Origin of the sequence: Vibrio sp. V12_P9A6T4, assembly GCF_963874835.1 — a bacterium.
Taxonomy (GTDB): Bacteria; Pseudomonadota; Gammaproteobacteria; order Enterobacterales; family Vibrionaceae; genus Vibrio; species Vibrio anguillarum.
This window is the reverse complement of record NZ_CAWNJO010000041.1, coordinates 26,099-45,546: the sequence shown is the minus strand read 5'-3', so window position 1 is coordinate 45,546 and position 19,448 is coordinate 26,099. Positions and strand designations below refer to the sequence as shown.

The following is a 19,448-nucleotide window of genomic DNA, read 5'->3' as shown; positions in this document are numbered from 1 at the left end:
CAATAGCGCCACATTGTGAAACACAAGGAGTCTCAACATGACGCAACCCCATACTCAAGAGCAACGTCTTGATACTACGCGCACCATTCGCGCCCCTCACGGTACAACACTTCGAGCCAAATCGTGGTTAACCGAAGCGCCACTGCGCATGCTCATGAACAATCTTGACCCAGACGTTGCAGAGCACCCACATGCACTTGTGGTGTATGGTGGCATTGGTCGCGCGGCGCGAAACTGGCCATGCTTTGATAAAATTGTTGAAGTGCTTGAACGCCTTGAAGAGGATCAAACACTTTTGGTTCAATCAGGCAAACCTGTCGGTGTTTTCCCGACGCACAAAAATGCACCACGTGTACTAATTGCCAACTCAAACCTTGTACCACATTGGGCCAACTGGGAGCACTTTAATGAGCTCGATAAGCAAGGCTTGATGATGTACGGTCAAATGACGGCTGGCTCATGGATCTACATCGGCTCACAAGGCATTGTACAAGGTACTTACGAAACCTTCGTCGCCATCGCTAAACAGCATTTTTCTGGTAGCGCAAAAGGCCGCTGGGTGTTGACTGGCGGCTTAGGTGGCATGGGCGGCGCTCAGCCATTAGCGGCAACCATGGCTGGGTTTTCCATGATTGCGGTCGAGTGTGATGAATCGCGCATCGACTACCGTTTACGCACTGGTTATGTCGATAAAAAAGCCACCAGCTTAGATGAAGCCTTGGCGATGATCGATAGCTCGGAGACACCGATTTCTGTCGGTTTGTTAGGTAATGCCGCTGATATTTTTCCACAGCTAGTTGAGCGTAATATCACCCCCGATGTGGTGACAGACCAAACCTCGGCCCATGACCCACTCAATGGTTATTTACCCTTAAATTGGAGCATGGAACACGCCGCTCAAATGCGCACTCAAGATGAAAGCCAAGTGGTCAAGGCGGCCAAAGCATCGATGGCGGTCCAAGTTCAAGCGATGTTAACGCTGCAAAAACGCGGCGCTGCCACACTCGACTACGGCAACAATATCCGCCAAATGGCTCTCGAAGAAGGAGTGGCAAACGCTTTTGACTTCCCAGGATTCGTGCCAGCCTACATTCGCCCGCTATTTTGTGAGGGGATTGGACCTTTTCGCTGGGTCGCCCTGTCTGGCGATCCCGAAGACATTTATAAAACCGACCAAAAAGTGAAAGAGTTAATCCCTGATAACCCCCATCTACATAACTGGCTAGACATGGCGCGCGAACGCATTCAATTCCAAGGCCTACCAGCTCGCATCTGTTGGGTGGGTTTGAAAGATCGCGAACGTTTAGGCCAAGCCTTTAACGCGATGGTGAAAAGTGGCGAGTTAAAAGCGCCAGTCGTGATTGGTCGCGACCATTTAGATTCCGGCTCGGTAGCAAGCCCAAACCGTGAAACTGAAGGTATGCTAGATGGCTCAGACGCTGTTTCCGATTGGCCGCTGCTCAACGCACTGCTCAATACCGCCGGTGGCGCAACTTGGGTGTCACTCCACCACGGCGGTGGCGTAGGTATGGGCTTTTCTCAGCACTCTGGCATGGTGATCTGCTGCGATGGTTCAGATGACGCAACGCAACGCATTGCGCGTGTTTTACATAACGACCCAGCCACAGGTGTCATGCGCCATGCTGATGCAGGTTATGACATTGCGAAACGCTGTGCTAAAGAACAAAAGCTCGACCTGCCAATGCTCAACCATGAACTCGCGCAACTGAAGTAAGGACAAAAAAACATGTTAAATCTTGTTATTAAACCGGGCCAATTGAGCTTAAAAGCACTGCGTCAAGTAAGCCGAAAGCCGGTCACCGTATCACTCGACTCCAGCGCGATAGCGGGTATTGAAGCAAGCACACAAGTCGTTGAACAAGTGATTGCCGAAAATCGTACTGTTTATGGTATCAATACGGGGTTTGGCCTACTTGCCAATACTAAAATTGCCCCTGAAGATTTAGAAACCTTGCAGCGCAGCATCGTGCTTTCACACGCTGCGGGTATTGGTAAATTCATGGCGGATGAAACCGTTCGCTTGATGATGGTACTCAAAATTAATAGTCTTTCCCGTGGGTATTCTGGTATTCGACTTGAGGTGATCAACGCCTTGATGGCGTTAGTTAATCACCAAGTCTACCCCTGTGTTCCACAAAAGGGATCGGTTGGCGCATCGGGTGATTTAGCGCCTTTAGCACACATGAGTACGGTACTGCTCGGCGAAGGGCAAGCTCGCCACAACGGCGAAATTATCTCTGGGCTGGACGCGTTGAAAATCGCAGGGCTAACTCCTATTACTTTAGCGCCAAAAGAGGGGCTCGCGCTGCTCAATGGCACACAAGCTTCTACCGCATTTGCACTAGAGGGGTTATTTGCCGCAGAAGACTTATTTGCCTCCGCCATTGTGTGTGGTTCGATGTCGGTCGAAGCGGCGCTGGGCAGTCGCCGCCCGTTTGATCCGCGCATTCATCGCGTTCGCGGCCATCGCGCGCAAATGGATGCCGCCAGCGCTTATCGCCATGTACTTGACAGCCGCAGCGAGATTGGTGAATCCCACACCGCATGTGAAAAAGTACAAGACCCGTATTCACTGCGTTGCCAACCACAAGTGATGGGCGCGTGCTTACAGCAAATTCGCAATTCGGCTGAAACGCTAGAAGTGGAGGCCAATGCCGTTTCCGACAACCCTCTGGTGTTTACAGACGATGGCGACATCATCTCTGGCGGTAATTTCCATGCAGAGCCCGTCGCGATGGCTGCGGATAACTTGGCGCTAGCAATTGCCGAAATCGGCAGTTTGTCAGAACGACGCATGGCACTCTTGATTGACAGCGCGCTCAGCAAGCTTCCGCCATTTTTAGTGGACAACGGTGGCGTTAACTCTGGCTTTATGATTGCGCAAGTGACGGCGGCAGCGCTAGCCAGTGAAAATAAAACGCTCGCCCATCCGGCTTCGGTTGACAGCTTACCTACTTCGGCCAACCAAGAAGATCACGTGTCGATGGCAACGTTTGCTGGTCGTCGTCTGCGTGATATGAGCGAAAACACGCGTGGTATTTTAGCGGTCGAGTATCTTTCTGCCGCGCAGGGACTCGATTTCAGAGCGCCCAATAAATCCTCTGCATTAGTCGAAGAAGCGAAACAAATCCTGCGTAAAAAAGTTTCGTTTTACGATAAGGATCGCTACTTCTCGCCAGATATTGAACAAGCTAATACCTTGCTAGAGCTGGCGGTACATAACTCGCTCATGCCGGAAAATCTTCTCCCTAGCTTATAATGTTACGCTATTGAGCCTCGCTCTCTGTGAGGCTCTTTTTACTGATTGGACCATTCATCGAGTGGAGTTGACTTATAATCGCGTCAGTTTTGGCTATACAGCGTACATTATGTCTCTTACATCTTATTTCTCTCATCAAGATCAAAAATTCCAGTTCACTCGCCAACAAGCGAGTCACTTTGCTAAAAAAGTGGCGGGAGATTTCAACCCAATCCACGACGAAGACAGCAAGCGTTTCTGTGTTCCGGGCGATTTGCTCTTTGCAGTATTGCTGCAAAAAGAAGGCATTAGCCAAAAGATGCGTTTTGATTTTTCAGGCATGGTCAGCGATGGCATTGCACTGCACATTGAAAATAAGTGTATGAAAGAGAGCGCTCTTGTCGATACTGCCGGCAAAGAGTATCTACACATGAGCCGCGAAGGCCAAGTAAGCCACAACACCGCATTTATCGAACACGTTGTGACGAACTATGTGCAGTTTTCTGGTATGAACTTCCCGCACATCATGGTGCCATTGATGGAAGAAGCGCAAATGATGATTAACTGCCAGCGCCCATTAGTCATCTATGAAAGCATGGAAGTGGAATTTGAACGTTTAGACCTCTCTTCACCTGAAGTTGAGTTTTCTGGTGCGACGTTTGATGTTGACGGTAAACGTGGCATTGTCACGCTTAACTTTGCCTTTAAAGAAAACGGTCAAATCGTAGGGAAAGGGGTAAAGCGCATGGTAGCTAGTGGCCTGAAACCTTATGACCAAGAAGCAGTCGATGACTTAGTTAATCGCTTCAATGAACGTAAAGAGATGTTTTTAGCTCAATTTTCAAAAGCAGCCTAACCGTATTCTTTTCACTATGACTTGAGCTCTTTTGCTCATTATCTAGAACCATGTTCGTTGTATAGATTGCCGCCCCGCTATTCTTGCGGGGCTTTTGATTTCGGATGCCTTACGACATTCAACTATATCCAGCGCCTGACACGCTGCTTGTAATCGACATACTCTTCGCCAAAACGCGCTTCCAGCACTCGCTCTTCTGGATAAATCTGAAAACGATTCATAAACCACACAAATAAAAATGCGACCACGAGGCTCAACCCATTGTGTTGCCAATAAGCCACGCCAAACAACAGGAAAAAGAGCCCCAGATACATCGGATTACGCGAATAACGGTAGATACCGCTATCCACAATACACGATGTCGTTTCTGGTTTGGTTGGATTGACCGTAGTTTTCTTGCGACGAAATTCGTAAATCCCCAGTAAACCAACGATGCCAGATAAAACAAAGCAAATCGCAAAGACTACTCGAGGCAGAGGTAAAGCGAGGCTTGCAAACTCAAAACTGTATGAGATACGATGCATCAACAGTAGCGCCACAATAAATATCGCCACTGGGGGTATTTTCAGTTCAAATTTATCCATGCTGCTCCACCTGACTGTGCTTCGCTCCAAACCAATATCGACAGTATAGTAAAAAGCCCAGCAAGGTCTGGGCTTAGGGTTTACAACAATGCCAGTAAAGCTTGTAACGGATGCTTTGGTTTTACCTGTTCAAATCGTTTCACTTGACTGCGGCAGGAATACCCTGTGATCAAGCAACGCTCTTTGGGCAGTTTTTCTAAACTTGGCTTCCAGCTTAAACCATAAATATCTTTCGACATCTCCAGCTTATCCTGTTCGTGGCCAAAGGTTCCTGCCATGCCACAACAACCAACTGGCACCGTTTTTAACTGGGAACCAAAATGGCTAAATATCGCGCCCCACTCTTTTTCTGCATTCGGTAGTTTGGTCTTTTCCGTGCAATGAGCAAACAGATACCAAGGCGCGTCACTGTGGTTTTGGTGATGGTTAAACTCCGACAAACGTGGCAACAGCCACTCATGAACGGTCAGCACATCAAACTCACCGCGCTTATCACCAAGAATTTCGTTGTACTCATCACGGTAGCAAAGCACTAACGCTGGATCGACACCGACCATCGGAATGTTGAGATCCGCTACCTGCGACAAAAACGCAGCGGTGTTTTTCGCGGTAGTTGTGAATTGCTTTAAAAATCCTTTGATATGCTGCGCTTTACCATTGGGTTTGAATGGCAACAGTATCGGATTTTTGCCTAATTTGATCAGCAATTGCACGAAATCTTCAACCACCTCAGCATCGTAATAACTGGTGAATGGGTCTTGAACGATAATCACATGTTCAGCGCGATCTTGCTGTGACAGCCCAGCGAGGCGCTGCATATCGAATTTCACCACTTGGCCTGCGACACGCTTTGCCAACGTCGGTACCGAAAGCAAGGGCGCATCAACGTAACCAACGGTTGAAGCGGTGAGGCTTTGTACCCATTTCTGAGCCAATACCCCGTTCACCACTTGCGGAGCCTTTACCATGACCGGTAAAAGCGTTTCAATATTCGCGACGAGATAATCCTTAGCCGGACGCTGATAACGTGAGTAGTAGATATTTAAAAAACGAGAGCGAAAACTCGGCACATCCACTTTGATTGGACATTGGCTGGCACACGCTTTACACGCCAAGCAGCCGTTCATCGCTTCATACACTTCATGTGAAAAATCGTACTCACGCGATTTATTGAAAGAGTTACGCACGCGATCAATCATGGTTTTGATGGTTGGGTTTGACTCCAACACTTGCTTCTCTAGGTCGAGAATATCCACACCCTGCTCGGTAAGTTGGCGTAACCATTCACGCACCAAACCGGCACGGCCTTTCGGTGAGTGACGACGATCCGCCGTGACTTTCATCGACGGGCACATCGGCGAACTGGTGTCATAGTTAAAACATAAACCGTTACCATTACACTCCATCGCCTGTTTGAAACTGTCACGGACCTTCACATCGATTTGACGATCAAAATAGCCGCGTTTGGTGTCCGTGACTTTGACCAATTCAAAATTGGTCTCAAGTGGCGTACATATTTTGCCGGGGTTCATTTTATTGTGCGGGTCAAAGGCAGATTTAACTCGTCGTAATTCAGTAAATAGCTCCTCACCAAAAAACGCGGGGCCATATTCGGAGCGATAACCTTTGCCATGTTCGCCCCACATTAAACCGCCATATTTTGCCACCAGCTTGACCACCTCATCAGACACTTCATGCATCAGAAGCTCTTGCTGTGGGTCACACAAATCCAAAGCAGGACGCACATGCAACACGCCCGCATCCACGTGACCAAACATGCCATAACTGAGATTTTTACTATCCAACAAGGTACGGAATTCGCTAATAAAATCAGCCAAGTGTTGAGGAGGAACACAAGTATCTTCAGCAAAAGCAACAGGTTTAGCCTTGCCTTTGGCCGCCCCTAATAACCCCACCGCTTTTTTGCGCATGTTGTAAATCAGGTTAATGCTCGCCAAATCACTGCACACTTGATAGCCAATGATGCCCGCTTGTTCTTGCTCAAGCATCTGATCAAGACGCTGCGTCAATGAAGCGACCTGCGCGGCGACCTCTTGCTCGCTTTGGCCTGCGTATTCGACCATGTTGATGCCTTGCATCTCTTTGCCCGGAACATCCGCTAATAACTCACTGACGCTATGCCAAACAATATCTTGCTTAGCTAAATTTAATACTTTGGAATCGACGGTTTCAACCGATAACGCATTGGCCGCTACCATTAAAGGGGCATTACGCAATGCCGAATCAAAGCTGTTGTACTTCACATTGACTAAGGTGCGAGCTTGGGGGATAGGCGTCAGATTCAAGGTTGCTTCTGTGATGAAGACCAAAGAGCCTTCTGCGCCACAAAGTACCCGAGTGAGATTAAAGTGATCACCTTCTTCATCAAGCGCATTTTTAAGATCGTAGCCCGTCAGAAAGCGGTTAAGAGGTGGAAATTTCGCCACAATTTGTTCGCGCTTTTCACGGCATACCGCTTCGGTCACTTGCAAAGCATTCACAGCAAAAGTACCACTTTCAGGCAAGCCTAATGAGAGATCCGATTCAAGTACCGAGCCATCGGCAAAAACGGCTTGCAGAGACAAGACATGATCCGACGTTTTGCCATATTTTAAAGAGCCCTGCCCTGACGCATCGGTATTGATCATGCCACCAAGTGTGGCTCGGTTACTGGTCGAAAGATCCGGTGAGAAAAAATAACCTAATGGTCTGACCGCATCATTTAATTGGTCTTTCACCACGCCAGCTTGTACTCTTACCCAACCTTTATCAGCATTAATTTCAAGCACTTGGTTCATGTGACGAGATAAATCAACCACAATACCTTTGGTTAACGACTGGCCATTGGTACCAGTGCCACCACCGCGCGGTGAAAAAGTGACTCTCTCAAACTCTGGTTTTGAGCTAATCTTACCAATAAGTGCTACGTCATGAGTTGATTTGGGATGCACAACGGCTTGAGGCAATTGCTGATAGACACTGTTGTCAGTCGCAACAGCAAGTCGGCTAGAGTATTGTGATTCGATATCGCCGCTAAACCCCTCGTTTTCGAGTTGTTGTAAAAAGCTCAAAACGACGGGATCGACGTCCGTTTGGTGATGAAGTCTTGGTAACATTTGCTTCCTGCCCCTACTGCGCTGATCCAATCAGCTGTGGGTTAATGGTTATTTTGATATTAATCTTTGAATTTCGTCACTTTACAACATTTAAAAAGGTGATCAAATCAGAATCTCAATGCAAGAATGAATCTCTCTAAAAAGTCATCAGTACGACATTTTTCCTGTACACAACATTTTAGCTATATATAGTTAATTAACGCTTTATGCTTTATATATTGATATAGAGAGTTAAATACCGCTTTTAAACTGCAATGCACATTACGGATATCAGAATGAAAAAAAACAAGATTGTTACCACTGAAGATATTTTGCTTAAGCTTTGTCAATCAGTGTCAGGAGTGCTCAGTTCTGCAACGGCGACCAACATTGCTTACTCAGCGATGGTACAAAAAATCAACAAAACGTCACTAAAGCCAGATTTCGGCTGTTTCGTTTTGTTTGATGGTGGCTTCTCTGGGCTCGTTGTTATCAACTTTACGGCCAAGGCTGCGCTGGAAATTTACACCAGTTATATGCGCAACATGGGAATGCCAGAAGAAGAGCTGGCCGTGCTGCACACTTCTGACGAGGTGGGCGATGTACTGGGCGAATTGATGAATCAACTCGTAGGCGACTTCACAAATAAAATCCGCAAAGAACTGCAAACCAACATTACCCAAAACCAACCGAAGATGCTGTCACTCAACAAACAGGTAATTTTGTCGGTGGATACTAATTTAGATCGTCCACAAGCACGCCGAGTTACCTTCTCGACAGAAAGTAATAATATTTTCTATCTTGAACTGGCAATGGATAAAACCGAATTCATCCAACTTGAAGAGTTTGAAGTTCAAGAAGATGAAAGCCCTGATTCAATTTTAGAAGCGACTCAGCAAAAACTGTCTGCCAAAGCAAAAAACGACAAGCAAAACAACAGTGATGATGATTTGACTACAGACCTATTGGATGAACTTGGTATTTAAACCACCAACCTCCTCTCGACTCGCTGCCTGATTTTGGGCAGCGATTCTCCACTTCGCTTTCACTTCCCGCATAAAACCGCTAAAATGTCGGACTTTTCTGAAGTTGTAGAATTGTATTTGCGAATTAATGGATAAACAGAAAGCTCTAAAGAAGATCGCTAAATGTCTTGAACTTGGTAATTCCGCGAATGTGAATGAAGCGGCCAATGCCATCAAGATGGCGCATAGCCTGATGCTGAAGTATGGGCTTGATAAAGATGACATCGAATTTATCAAGATGGGCAAAACCCAATCAACCCATTTACTACCCGCATCCATCACCTCATCACTACTACGAGTGATCCGCGGTATCAATACTAAGTTTGGTGTAGAAGCGGTGCTACTCAATCATAAAGGACTCAAACGTGTTGAGTTTATTGGTGAGGCCGATCGCGCTATTTTTGCCGCATTCGCTTTTGATATCATTTACCGAGAAATGAACGAGCACACAGGCCAATTTCGAAATAGTTTCGCGGGCAGTGGCACTTCCAGCATGGAAGTCACACGGCGCGTCAATTCATTCGTTTCGGGTTGGATTGAAGGGGCATTAGAAAAGCTTCCAGTGATCACCGCCGATGATGAATCCAATAACAAAATCAATAATTACATTGATAAAGAGTTTCAAAATATTGACCGTGAAACCTTCAAGCAGCAGCTGCGTGATGCTATGAAAAATATTACCGCGGATTACGAAACTGGGTTAAAAAAAGGCCGTAAAGTATCTGTAAACCGACCGATTGATGGCGCACCTGATCCAAAACGTCTTAGATAACCATTAATGCGCTATTCTGCTCTGTGCATTCGATAGAAATGCGCTACTATTTGAACAGAAATTAGCCCCACAAAACATGGTGAAAATTTGAGAGTTGTCCTTAGTTTGTGCCTGTTTTTCTCCTCATTAGTACTGGCTTCTCCTGTTGCTGAGCTAACTGCCCAAGCTCAGCAACAAAACTCAAATGCGCAATATCAATTGGCGCTGGCTTATCAGCAAGGGGACAAAGTTGCTGTTAACCTAAACAATGCGTTTTATTGGTTTCAGCAAGCGGCGCAGAATGGACACCCCTTAGCCAAATCTAGGCTAGCCAATCTCTATTTAAAGGGACAAGGAACCCCAAAAGACATCCCTCAAGCTCTATTTTGGCTGACAGACTTAGCCACTAGCGGCGATGTGAATGCTCAATTACAACTCGCTAGAACGTACGAAACACTCCCTTCGCCACCCTCAGCGTTAGAATTATCAGAAATATGGTATCGCATTGCGGCAAGTAAGAGTAGCCAAGCCGAAGAGGGTTATGCCCGTGTATTGCAAGAAAAATTCAATCAACAACGTGCAAAACAAGTCTCCTCCATCAGCCAATTAGACAGCGCTTTTGACAGCAGCGATGAAGCTGACATGGTGGTCAGCACTGCACCCGTTGAGCTCGACTCGACAAGCTCTATCATGACGGATTACTTATCTCTGTTGTTGCTGGTGGTACTCCTTTTGATGCTTATCTATCTTTTCCGCTTCTGGAGCCGAAAACGTAAGACCCAACAACACGATAAAAATAGTCAACACCAGCAAGAAATCGAATCGCAAGCCTTTATGATCAAGCAGCAAAAAAGGCAGCTTGAAAGCTTATTCAAAGAGATCAAAAGACTGCAAAACAATCATGTTGCTCAATCTCAGGATCAAAAATTACTATTAGCCTGTGCATTATTTGGCTTTAAACTCAGTGAACTTCCCGATGAAAAAAGCATCAAGCTTCGCTACAAGCAACTGTGCAAAATATACCACCCAGATCTTCAAGGCTCACAAGAAGAAATGAAACGACTCAATGGTGCGTTAAAAATCATCCTACCTCACGTTAAGTAAATGTTATTTTTAATGCAAAATATTACCGCTCGCGATTAAAACACTCGCTAAAGATAGACAACGCAATCGATCTCCATCTCACTTAAAGTAACAAATAGTTAACTTAATTCTCTTTTATATGGGATAATGCGCCGCGAAAATTGCACCTAAATCTTCTAGGTGGGGAGAAAACATGTTTACGATTGAAGGTATTTGCGATTGGTGTAAACAACCAAAGCTATTAATAAAACACGAATATATTGATGGGAAATCGCATCACTCATGTGAAAGTTGCAATGAGTTTGCGCGCATGGATGTCAGGCAGTTTAATATTGCAGAGCAAGCATTTCGAGATCGACAGTCACTGTCACATTAGGCATCAATAGCTATACATGAAAAAGCGCCAAAACGGCGCTTTTTTACTGCCTGTTTTAAAGCACAACCATTTCAACGACCATGACAACTTATCTAATTAGTGACGAGGCACTGTTACGAGGATACTTACATTGATCACAAAACAGACAATGTCGCTTTATCTTTGAACAATTTGATTTGTTGCTAAAAATAATTATTAATCAATAAATTAAAACAAAATCTAACGAATTCAAGCTTGGTTATGCTGATAAATCCAGCAAAAAAAACTTGATCAGTATCTACAACTCAAATACTGTATACACATACAGCATGTATGAAAGGACAGTGTTATGCTTCAAGTAAATTTCGCTTCTCAACTATCAGCTCAGTACCCTTTGGCTAATGCCCATCGCTCAGTAAATACGATTGAACAAGCCATGATGTCAAAGCTTGCTAAGCTATCCCAGCACCAACAACAGTGGATCTTATTCACCTCTGAATGTCCTCGACCACAGTATGAACAGTTTGCTTCTTTCAATATACATTGCGACAGAGTGATCCACATGAAACCCTCTCAAACGTTATCGGAATTAGAGATTGTGATTAAAGCTATCCGCTCCGGAAATGCCAGTGCGATAATCGCGTCAAATACTATTGAGCCTATCAACCAACACCTACTCAAGCAATTAGCGGCCGAGCACCACTGTAATGTGTTTTTTGTTGCAGGGAAACAGCAACCGTTCCATTGATCGAGAAAATGCTGTTGAGGGTGAATAATGCTGTATTACCCTCCATAACAGCAAAGGCCTAGCATTGTGGCTAGACCTTTGAGATTAGAACATCTTATTGTGTCACTGTGACATCAATAGATTAGATATCAATTACATCGAATGCCACTTCAGTATCGACATCGGCTTCGTAATCAACGCCATCAACACCAAAACCGAATAACTTCAAGAATTCTTCTTTGTATTCAACGTAATCCGTCAGCTCTTTTAGGTTTTCAGTAGTGATCTGTGGCCAAAGCTCACGGCAATGCTTTTGAATATCTTCACGCAGTTCCCAGTCATCCAGACGCAGACGATTTTGCTCATCTACTTCCGGCGCACTACCGTCTTCTTTATAAAGACGTTGGCTAAACATGCGATAGATCTGTTCAATACATCCTTCATGTACACCTTGCTCACGCATTTTCTTAAACACCATTGCGATGTAAAGAGGCATAACAGGAATAGCTGAACTGGCTTGAGTAACAACCGATTTAAGAACGGCCACATTAGCCGTACCACCTAGTACAGAAAGCTGTTCATTCAGTGCCGATGCGGCGCGGTCTAAATCCATCTTCGCTTTACCTAGCGCACCATCCCAATAGATTGGCCAAGTTAGCTCAGTACCGATATAGCTATAAGCCACGGTTTTACACCCTTGAGCCAATACGCCAGCTTCAGCAAGTGCATGGATCCACAGCTCCCAATCTTGACCACCCATAACCGTTACCGTGTCTGCAATTTCCTGCTCAGTTGCAGGTTCAACACTGGCTTCAATGATGATGTCTTTATTGGTATCAACCGCTGTCGCGGTGTATGTTTGGCCAATCGGTTTCAATGATGAGCGAATCAGTTCGCCAGTTTCAGGTAACTTACGCACTGGTGAAGCAAGCGAGTAAACCACCATATCAATTTGACCTAAGTCTTGTTTGATTAGCTCGATCGCTTTCTGTTTTGCTTGGTGAGAAAATGCATCACCATTTAGGCTTTTAGCATACAAACCCGCCTCGTGAGCAAGCTTGTCAAACGCGGCTGCGTTATAAAAACCGGCGGTGCCTGGTTTTTTATCCGTGCCCGGTTTTTCAAAGAAAACACCGATAGTCGCAGCACCTCCACCAAAAGCGGCGGTAATACGAGACGAAAGGCCGTAGCCACTGGATGAGCCTACAACAAGTACACGTTTCGGTGCATTTTTGATAGGGCCTTGTGCTTTGGTGTAAGCAATTTGTTCTTTTACATTAGCTTCACAACCCACAGGGTGCGTTGTCGTACAGATAAATCCACGAATTTTAGGTTTGATGATCATATTCAACTTCCTTCAAAAATCTCCGCTAGGATAAAAGTTTCGCTCGAAGATCTCACCCTATTTCTTTAAAAACAGGCAGAAATTGCAAGTGGTTGGATCTCTCGTGGCTCAAAAAATCAGGGCACCCGACTAGGATGCCCTGATATATGGTCACACTTTTAGTAACGATATTCGCGACTAAGCAACATGATTAAGCTTTGGCTTTCCCGGCTTATTGGTCATCACCTCGCTCAAGTCATGGCTAAAGTGATCAACTTGAATCGCTTTATAACGCAGTTTGTCTGCGGCCAAAATTTGGTCTACTTCAGTTTGAGTCAACACATTTTCGCTTAAGGCTTGAGCCAATCGCTCAGTCAGGGCACCTTTACGCGCAATTTTACCCTCTTTGGCTGCGCGGAACAGCTTGCGCTCAAGTGCACTGATACCGTACATCGCCAAAAACGCTTTTTCCATCAAGCCAACGCTATCGTCTTCCTCTGGCCCAATGTAGCAAAGATGAGTGAGACGATCTCGATGTGCTCCAGGAGTCATTAAGCTTTCCGCCAGTTTGACCGACAGCTCATCGCTAGGTTTGTCATAATGGTTGCCCAAAGGGAAGACCAACACTTTAAGTAAGCGCCCAACCACTTTGTTGGGGAAGTTGCTGTACGCCTCTTGCAAAGATTTAGCCGCGTGGTACAAACAATATTGCACCGCGTAGTGCACGTAATCTAAATCGGTTTGTTGGCGGCCTTCATCTTCATACTTTTTCAAGGTCGCTGAAGCCATGTACAGATAACTCAAACCATCACCTAAACGCGCTGAGATCATCTCTTTACGTTTAAGATCGCCACCTAACGTCAACATAGCGAAATCGGCACTCACGGCAAGTGCTCGGCTAATGCGCGTCAACTGTTGGTAATACGCTTTTGTTGGGCCGCTCATCTGCGCTTTGACAAAGCGCGAACCCGTTAATGCAGCACCGAGCGCCCCAAAGGTATTTTTGGTCGCGTGGCTAATGTGCTTAAACAACAGCTTATCGAAATCTTTCGCGCCTTGCTCTGTATCAGGATTAGCCGCCGCTTCCATCTCTTTCAAAACATAAGGGTGACAGCGAGTGGCACCTTGGCCAAAGATCATCAAATTGCGAGTTAGGATATTGGCCCCTTCAACCGTAATTGCGACCGGGATACCAAGATAATGTGTTCCGAGGTAGTTCATTGGTCCATCTTGAATCGCTCGACCAGAGTGAATATCCATCGAATCATTTAAAATTGTGCGCGCAATTTCTGTCATATGATATTTGGCAATGGCGGTCACTATACCCGGCTTTTCTTTCAAATCGAGCGAGGTTGTGGTTAAGGTTCGTGTCGCTTCAAGCAAATAAGTTAAGCCACCGATACGGCCCAGTGCTTCAGCTACCCCTTCAAATTTACCAATTGACATGCCAAATTGCTTGCGCACATAAGCGTATGCACCTGTCGTGCGCGAAGTTAAGTGACCAATCGCCGTACCAAGTGCGGGTAATGAAATACCACGCCCTGCCGACAAACATTCCACCAGCATGCGCCAGCCTTTACCCGCATAGTCAGCACCACCGATGAGCCAATCCATCGGGATGAAAACATCTTGACCACGCGTTGGGCCGTTCATAAACGCAAGGCCGAGTGGATCGTGTCGCTCGCCAATTTCCACGCCTTTGTGATTAGCAGGGATCAACGCGCAGGTAATACCGATATCGAGCTTATCGCCTAGAAGTTTTTCAGGATCACTGAGTTTGAAAGCTAGGCCTAGCACAGTTGCAACCGGAGCCAGCGTGATATAACGCTTATTCCAACTGAGTTTAATCCCAAGGACTTCTTTGCCCTCGTGCTTGCCGTAACACACCACGCCTTGATCAGGAATGCCGCCAGCATCGGAGCCTGCTTCTGGCCCGGTCAGCGCAAAACAAGGGATATCCGTACCGTCAGCTAAGCGAGGAAGCCAGTAGTCTTTCTGTTGTTGTGTACCGTAGTGAGAGAGGAGCTCTCCCGGGCCAAGGGAGTTTGGCACCATCACTGTAACAGCGGTACTGATACTGCGCGTCGCAATCCGTGACACTATGGTGGAGTTGGCGAGTGCGGAAAATTCACGACCACCGTAGGCCTTTGAAATAATCAAAGAAAAGAAACGCTCTTTACGCAGAAACGTCCACACTTCCGCTGGCAAGTCGCGATCTTCTTTCACGATTTTATGGTCATCTAACATGGACAGCAGCGTTTCCAACTCATTATCAATGAAAGATTGCTCTTCATCTGACAAGGTTGGTTTTGGGTAATGATGCAGCTTGGTAAAGTCTGGACGACCTGAAAACAGTTCACCATCCCACCAAACGCTGCCCGCTTCCATCGCCTCTTTTTCTGTCTCCGATAACGGAGGCAAAACTTGCTTAAACAGTTTAAAGGCGGGGTCGCTTATCCATTTTCTTCGTAGAGAGCTCATGATCAGATCCTTTTGTTCGCTTGGATTGTTACTTCTTATAATAGATTTAATTGGGTTAATCAGCCGCAACGCCGGCGGCTAAATAAGGAATAAGTAAGTCGACGACGGCTTTGGCATCCACTTGGTTGCCAAAATCACTTTCGGCAATCTCAGCCAATGCTTGGCTCGACGCCATGGTAAAAACACACGTGCCTAGCGTGAAGTGCAAACGCCAGAATAGAGTTTCAGGCGTCAGTTTTGGGTTCGCCTTCATCACTGACTGAGTAAACAGTGACAATACATCGTTGTAGCGTGTGGTGATAAACCAACGCAAATGACCTTGCACATCGGTATAGCCGCGACCAATCAACAACATAAAACGGCTGGTACCATTGGGCCTAACATCATTCAACGCACGTAATGGTGTACGCAATGACTCAAACACTTCCGACATTTGATATTCATCTTGGGAGTTTAACTCCTGCAGCGCTTGTTGAACGGCAGGCATAAATGCTTCTAAATAACGATTCAACACTGCACGCACTAACGTTTTCTTATCACCAAAATGGTAGTTAACCGAGGCTAGATTTACTCCAGCTTTGCTGGTGATAGCTCGTAACGATGTATCGTTGAAGCCATGTTCAGCAAACAATCCCTCTGCAACATCTAGGATTTTTTCTTTGGTACTACTTCTTGGTGCCATTTCAATCACTCGTATCAAACAGGTGTTTGAAATATACTATCGACACAATTGATTAACAAGCAATTAACATCACATTTTTACGAAATGATCGGAGCTGAAGAGTAAAATAGAAGTAAGCTAATGAAAGATAAATATTTTAAAAATAAATTGAAAAAAATGGCTTTGAGATGGAACTGATTGTGAAATGCTCAGTCTCAATAAGTGTAGTTAGCAGAGCATTAAGAATTTTACAGGCCGTCAAATTTTTCTTCTTACTGTAACTACCGATATGCTGCTTTTTCTTATTAACTCCTATGTTTATTTGTATCCGCCCAGCGCCTTTTGCTCTGGGCTTTTTTTTGCCGCATGAGAGGCAAAGCAGTAACTGACGAGCGATAAAATCGGCCAACACTGCAATTTTTACTCAGGTCAGTATATACTACGGCCCTTTTCTGCTCGAAAATCATCATGAAACTGTCTGACACCCCCATAACACAACATACTTTTGCCAATAACCGCTTCTATTTAAAACGTGATGATCAACTTCACAGCCATTTTTCCGGAAATAAAGCGCGTAAGTTCATGGCGTTATTGGATAGCGATCTCCCCGGCATCAGCACTTTAATCAGCTATGGTTCGGCGCAGTCGAATGCTCTCTATTCTCTGGCAGCTCTTGCGCGCATTAAAGGGTGGAAATTTGAGTTTTATGTAGACCACATTCCAACGTGGTTACAACAAAGGCCGATTGGCAACTATCGTGGTGCACTGGATTTAGGAGCGCACATCATCGAAGTTAGCCCCATCAATATAATGGCCCCCGAGCAGTATATTGATACGATCCGCCAGCCTGATGCTTCATGCTTAGTCGTACCGGAAGGCGGTCGCTCAAAGGTGGCCGAAACGGGCATTAAGCAGTTGGCTCTAGAAATTCTCAACTGGATGAGAATGGAGACAAAAACGCAATTCGTCGTTGCGTTGCCCTCCGGGACAGGAACCACTGCGATCTACCTGCAAAAATATCTAAAACCGCACGGCATTGAGGTTCTGACCTGTGCTTGTGTAGGGGGAAATGACTACCTCATCCAACAATTTGACGAGCTTGAAGAGCGCCAGTACCCTACGATTATATCTACAGAGAAAAAGCATCACTTTGGACGATTGTACGAAGCCGATTATCGGATGTGGCAAAATCTACTTGAGCAGACTCATGTGGAATTTGATCTGTTGTATGACCCTATGATGTGGCAATGTTTGTTACCTTGGATGGAAGCTCATCCAGAAAAAACGGTGATTTATATTCATCAAGGTGGGTTACTGGGTAATGAAAGTATGCTGCCCCGCTATCAGCGGCAATTTGATTAACTACCTCACTATAAATAGGAGATACACCATGCTGAAGTACTGTGTTTGGTTATTATTGATTGCTCCTAGCTTTGGCTACACGAAAGTAATCAATACCGCTTCGCTACCGGTTGTGGTGGCTACAGAAGGTAAAGCTTTGCAACGTGTTTGCTATTATAAGGACCAAGCTTATTCTATCGGTGCAGTGATCCAAGTCGGTGAGCTGTATATGATCTGCCAAGAGGCCAATGATTTTGAAACCAATGGCCCCTTAAGATGGGGGTTACTGACTCAACAAAAATAGTGAGAGGAAGGTTAGTTTAAGCCTCCCATTAGGGTGTATTTCACTTCCAAATATTCGTCTAGCCCCTGTTTTGCTCCCTCGCGGCCAAGACCTGACTCTTTGATGCCGCCAAACGGTGCGACTGTAGTTGATATCAAACCTTCGTTAATACCAACAATGCCGACTTCCAGAGCCTCACTCAATCGCCAAGCCCGAGCCAATGACTGCGTATAGCAGTATGCAGCTAATCCAGAATCCGTGTGGTTTGCACGTTCAATCACTTCCTCTTCGTGAGTGAAACGAAACAAAGGTGCAAGTGGGCCAAAGGTTTCTTCTTGAGCCACCAACATCTCTTCTGTCATCTCAGTTAATACGTGAGGCTCAAACAAGCGGCTACCGGCTTGAGGCAGAGTGCCATATTGCACTAAAGCGCCCTGCGCGGTGGCATCCGCAATATGTAATTTGACTTTAGCCACCGCCGCATCATTGATTAAAGGCCCCATTGTTACGCCTGATTCCAACCCATTTCCCACAATCAGCTTGCTGACTTTATCAACCAATTTTTTAACAAATTTATCGTACACGCCCTCTTGCACATAGATTCGATTGGCACAGACACAAGTTTGACCAGCGTTACGAAACTTCGCCACCATCACACCCTCTACGGCGGCATTAATGTCGGCATCATCAAACACAATAAAAGGAGCATTACCACCCAGCTCGAGCGACAACTTTTTGATGTTGTGCGCGCACTGTGCCATTAATATTTTCCCCACTCCTGTTGAGCCAGTAAATGAGAGTTTCCGTACCACTTTGCTGCTGGTTAATTGCTGCCCGATTGCGATTGCCTCTCCGGTCACCACTTGCAATAAGCCAGCGGGAAGCCCAGCACGATGCGCCAATTCCGCCAAAGCAAGAGCAGTAAAAGGCGTATCTGGTGCTGGTTTGAGTACCACTGCGCATCCAGCCGCAATCGCTGGAGCACATTTACGAGTCACCATAGCCGCAGGGAAATTCCAAGGCGTGATCGCAGCAACCACACCAATAGGTTCTTTCGATACCAGTATTCTTGCATCCGCTTTATGACTCGGGACAAGCTCACCATAAGCTCGTTTTGCCTCTTCGGCATACCATTCGACAAAGCTGGCAGCATAGCTGATCTCACCTTTCGCTTCCGCTAAAGGTTTGCCTTGCTCGTTGGTTAAAATCAGTGCCAGATCATCGCTGTGTTCAACAATCAATTCATACCAAGCTCTAAGCACTCTCGCTTTGTCCGCCGCTGGCTGTTTTTTCCACAGTTTCTGCGCAAACTCTGCACCCTCAATCGCTTGTTGAACTTGCGCACTATCTAGCTGCGGAACCGTTCCAATCAGAGTGCCGTCATAAGGGTTGTAAACGGTTGAGGTGAGCGAGTTGGATGCACAAACCCATTGACCATTGAGATAACATTGTTGTTTAAAAAGTTGAGGATCACGAAGCTGCATGACAATGCTCCTAGCGATGAATAAGGGGGAGAGAACAGGGTAAAAGGAAACTGAGTCAGGTTCAATTGATAAACGGTATTATTCAGGGATTGCGACTATCTACTCATGCATCAAGCTCGACACAGCCACTCCCTATGCA

At 45.9% G+C, this 19,448-nt stretch carries 16 protein-coding genes; 10 read left to right on the top strand and 6 right to left on the bottom strand.

Translation table 11 applies throughout. The features are described from left to right. Positions 1–37: 37 nt before the first annotated feature. The 3 genes from hutU (at position 38) to AACQ42_RS05600 (ending at position 4,115) form a co-directional block, all read left to right on the top strand. Positions 38–1,735, top strand: a complete 1,698-nt coding sequence (gene hutU, locus AACQ42_RS05610) for a urocanate hydratase (protein WP_094165380.1) — start codon at positions 38–40, stop codon at positions 1,733–1,735. A 12-nt stretch (positions 1,736–1,747) separates the two neighbouring features. Next, positions 1,748–3,280, top strand: a complete 1,533-nt coding sequence (gene hutH / locus AACQ42_RS05605; RefSeq protein WP_094165378.1) for a histidine ammonia-lyase — start codon at positions 1,748–1,750, stop codon at positions 3,278–3,280. A 109-nt stretch (positions 3,281–3,389) separates the two neighbouring features. Further along, positions 3,390–4,115, top strand: a complete 726-nt coding sequence (locus tag AACQ42_RS05600) for a DUF3581 domain-containing protein (protein ID WP_047688343.1) — start codon at positions 3,390–3,392, stop codon at positions 4,113–4,115. 122 nt (positions 4,116–4,237) lie between these two features. On the opposite strand, the gene AACQ42_RS05595 is transcribed toward AACQ42_RS05600, so the two are convergent. Together AACQ42_RS05595 and ydiJ are read right to left on the bottom strand one after the other, a co-directional pair. Then, positions 4,238–4,729: a methyltransferase family protein gene (locus AACQ42_RS05595; protein ID WP_094165376.1), complete on the bottom strand. Its 492-nt coding sequence runs from the start codon at positions 4,727–4,729 to the stop codon at positions 4,238–4,240. A 50-nt stretch (positions 4,730–4,779) separates the two neighbouring features. Further along, positions 4,780–7,815: a D-2-hydroxyglutarate dehydrogenase YdiJ gene (gene ydiJ, locus AACQ42_RS05590; RefSeq protein WP_176429652.1), complete on the bottom strand. Its 3,036-nt coding sequence runs from the start codon at positions 7,813–7,815 to the stop codon at positions 4,780–4,782. A 275-nt stretch (positions 7,816–8,090) separates the two neighbouring features. Here ydiJ and AACQ42_RS05585 point away from each other — a divergent pair, with 275 nt between their 5' ends. The 5 genes from AACQ42_RS05585 (at position 8,091) to AACQ42_RS05565 (ending at position 11,756) form a co-directional block, all read left to right on the top strand. Continuing rightward, positions 8,091–8,780 (top strand): DUF3334 family protein, encoded by a 690-nt coding sequence (locus tag AACQ42_RS05585; RefSeq protein ID WP_026028133.1) that lies wholly within the window; start codon positions 8,091–8,093, stop codon positions 8,778–8,780. A 127-nt stretch (positions 8,781–8,907) separates the two neighbouring features. Then, the gene (locus AACQ42_RS05580) at positions 8,908–9,591 is read left to right on the top strand and encodes a DUF2786 domain-containing protein (protein ID WP_094165372.1); all 684 of its coding nucleotides are present in this window, start codon (positions 8,908–8,910) and stop codon (positions 9,589–9,591) included. Between the two features lie 105 nt (positions 9,592–9,696). Continuing rightward, positions 9,697–10,674 carry a tetratricopeptide repeat protein gene (locus tag AACQ42_RS05575; protein WP_094165370.1) on the top strand — a complete coding sequence of 326 codons (978 nt, stop codon included), beginning with the start codon at positions 9,697–9,699 and terminating at the stop codon, positions 10,672–10,674. A gap of 172 nt (positions 10,675–10,846) precedes the next feature. After that, positions 10,847–11,029 carry a hypothetical protein gene (locus AACQ42_RS05570; protein WP_010319035.1) on the top strand — a complete coding sequence of 61 codons (183 nt, stop codon included), beginning with the start codon at positions 10,847–10,849 and terminating at the stop codon, positions 11,027–11,029. 328 nt (positions 11,030–11,357) lie between these two features. Next, on the top strand, positions 11,358–11,756 hold the full coding sequence (locus AACQ42_RS05565; protein WP_094165368.1) for a hypothetical protein: 399 nt from the start codon (positions 11,358–11,360) through the stop codon (positions 11,754–11,756). Between the two features lie 121 nt (positions 11,757–11,877). Here AACQ42_RS05565 and fabV read toward each other — a convergent pair whose 3' ends face one another. The 3 genes from fabV to AACQ42_RS05550 all read right to left on the bottom strand — a co-directional run bounded on the left by fabV (position 11,878) and on the right by AACQ42_RS05550 (position 16,222). After that, on the bottom strand, positions 11,878–13,080 hold the full coding sequence (fabV, locus tag AACQ42_RS05560) for an enoyl-ACP reductase FabV (RefSeq protein WP_026028134.1): 1,203 nt from the start codon (positions 13,078–13,080) through the stop codon (positions 11,878–11,880). Between the two features lie 177 nt (positions 13,081–13,257). Further along, the gene (locus AACQ42_RS05555; RefSeq protein ID WP_026028135.1) at positions 13,258–15,540 is read right to left on the bottom strand and encodes an acyl-CoA dehydrogenase; all 2,283 of its coding nucleotides are present in this window, start codon (positions 15,538–15,540) and stop codon (positions 13,258–13,260) included. Positions 15,541–15,595: 55 nt separating this feature from the next. After that, entirely contained in the window at positions 15,596–16,222 is a 627-nt protein-coding gene (locus AACQ42_RS05550; RefSeq protein ID WP_038198255.1) for a TetR/AcrR family transcriptional regulator, read from the bottom strand. A gap of 447 nt (positions 16,223–16,669) precedes the next feature. Between AACQ42_RS05550 and AACQ42_RS05545 the strand changes: the two genes are divergently transcribed. After that, positions 16,670–17,563 carry a pyridoxal-phosphate dependent enzyme gene (locus AACQ42_RS05545; RefSeq protein WP_094165366.1) on the top strand — a complete coding sequence of 298 codons (894 nt, stop codon included), beginning with the start codon at positions 16,670–16,672 and terminating at the stop codon, positions 17,561–17,563. A gap of 28 nt (positions 17,564–17,591) precedes the next feature. Beyond that, positions 17,592–17,846: a DUF1496 domain-containing protein gene (locus tag AACQ42_RS05540; RefSeq protein WP_017045216.1), complete on the top strand. Its 255-nt coding sequence runs from the start codon at positions 17,592–17,594 to the stop codon at positions 17,844–17,846. 11 nt (positions 17,847–17,857) lie between these two features. Here AACQ42_RS05540 and AACQ42_RS05535 read toward each other — a convergent pair whose 3' ends face one another. Next, on the bottom strand, positions 17,858–19,309 hold the full coding sequence (locus AACQ42_RS05535; protein ID WP_026028136.1) for an NAD-dependent succinate-semialdehyde dehydrogenase: 1,452 nt from the start codon (positions 19,307–19,309) through the stop codon (positions 17,858–17,860). Positions 19,310–19,448 lie beyond the last annotated feature (139 nt).

Bases quoted from the DNA above. Each gene is read 5' to 3' on its own strand.
- hutH (WP_094165378.1), top strand. From the start codon at position 1,748: ATGTTAAATCTTGTTATTAAACCGGGCCAATTGAGCTTAAAAGCACTG.
- AACQ42_RS05565 (WP_094165368.1), top strand. From the start codon at position 11,358: ATGCTTCAAGTAAATTTCGCTTCTCAACTATCAGCTCAGTACCCTTTG.
- AACQ42_RS05570 (WP_010319035.1), top strand. From the start codon at position 10,847: ATGTTTACGATTGAAGGTATTTGCGATTGGTGTAAACAACCAAAGCTA.
- ydiJ (WP_176429652.1), bottom strand. From the start codon at position 7,815: ATGTTACCAAGACTTCATCACCAAACGGACGTCGATCCCGTCGTTTTG.
- AACQ42_RS05540 (WP_017045216.1), top strand. From the start codon at position 17,592: ATGCTGAAGTACTGTGTTTGGTTATTATTGATTGCTCCTAGCTTTGGC.
- fabV (WP_026028134.1), bottom strand. From the start codon at position 13,080: ATGATCATCAAACCTAAAATTCGTGGATTTATCTGTACGACAACGCAC.
- AACQ42_RS05555 (WP_026028135.1), bottom strand. From the start codon at position 15,540: ATGAGCTCTCTACGAAGAAAATGGATAAGCGACCCCGCCTTTAAACTG.
- AACQ42_RS05580 (WP_094165372.1), top strand. From the start codon at position 8,908: ATGGATAAACAGAAAGCTCTAAAGAAGATCGCTAAATGTCTTGAACTT.
- AACQ42_RS05550 (WP_038198255.1), bottom strand. From the start codon at position 16,222: ATGGCACCAAGAAGTAGTACCAAAGAAAAAATCCTAGATGTTGCAGAG.
- AACQ42_RS05545 (WP_094165366.1), top strand. From the start codon at position 16,670: ATGAAACTGTCTGACACCCCCATAACACAACATACTTTTGCCAATAAC.
- AACQ42_RS05585 (WP_026028133.1), top strand. From the start codon at position 8,091: ATGAAAAAAAACAAGATTGTTACCACTGAAGATATTTTGCTTAAGCTT.
- AACQ42_RS05600 (WP_047688343.1), top strand. From the start codon at position 3,390: ATGTCTCTTACATCTTATTTCTCTCATCAAGATCAAAAATTCCAGTTC.
- hutU (WP_094165380.1), top strand. From the start codon at position 38: ATGACGCAACCCCATACTCAAGAGCAACGTCTTGATACTACGCGCACC.
- AACQ42_RS05535 (WP_026028136.1), bottom strand. From the start codon at position 19,309: ATGCAGCTTCGTGATCCTCAACTTTTTAAACAACAATGTTATCTCAAT.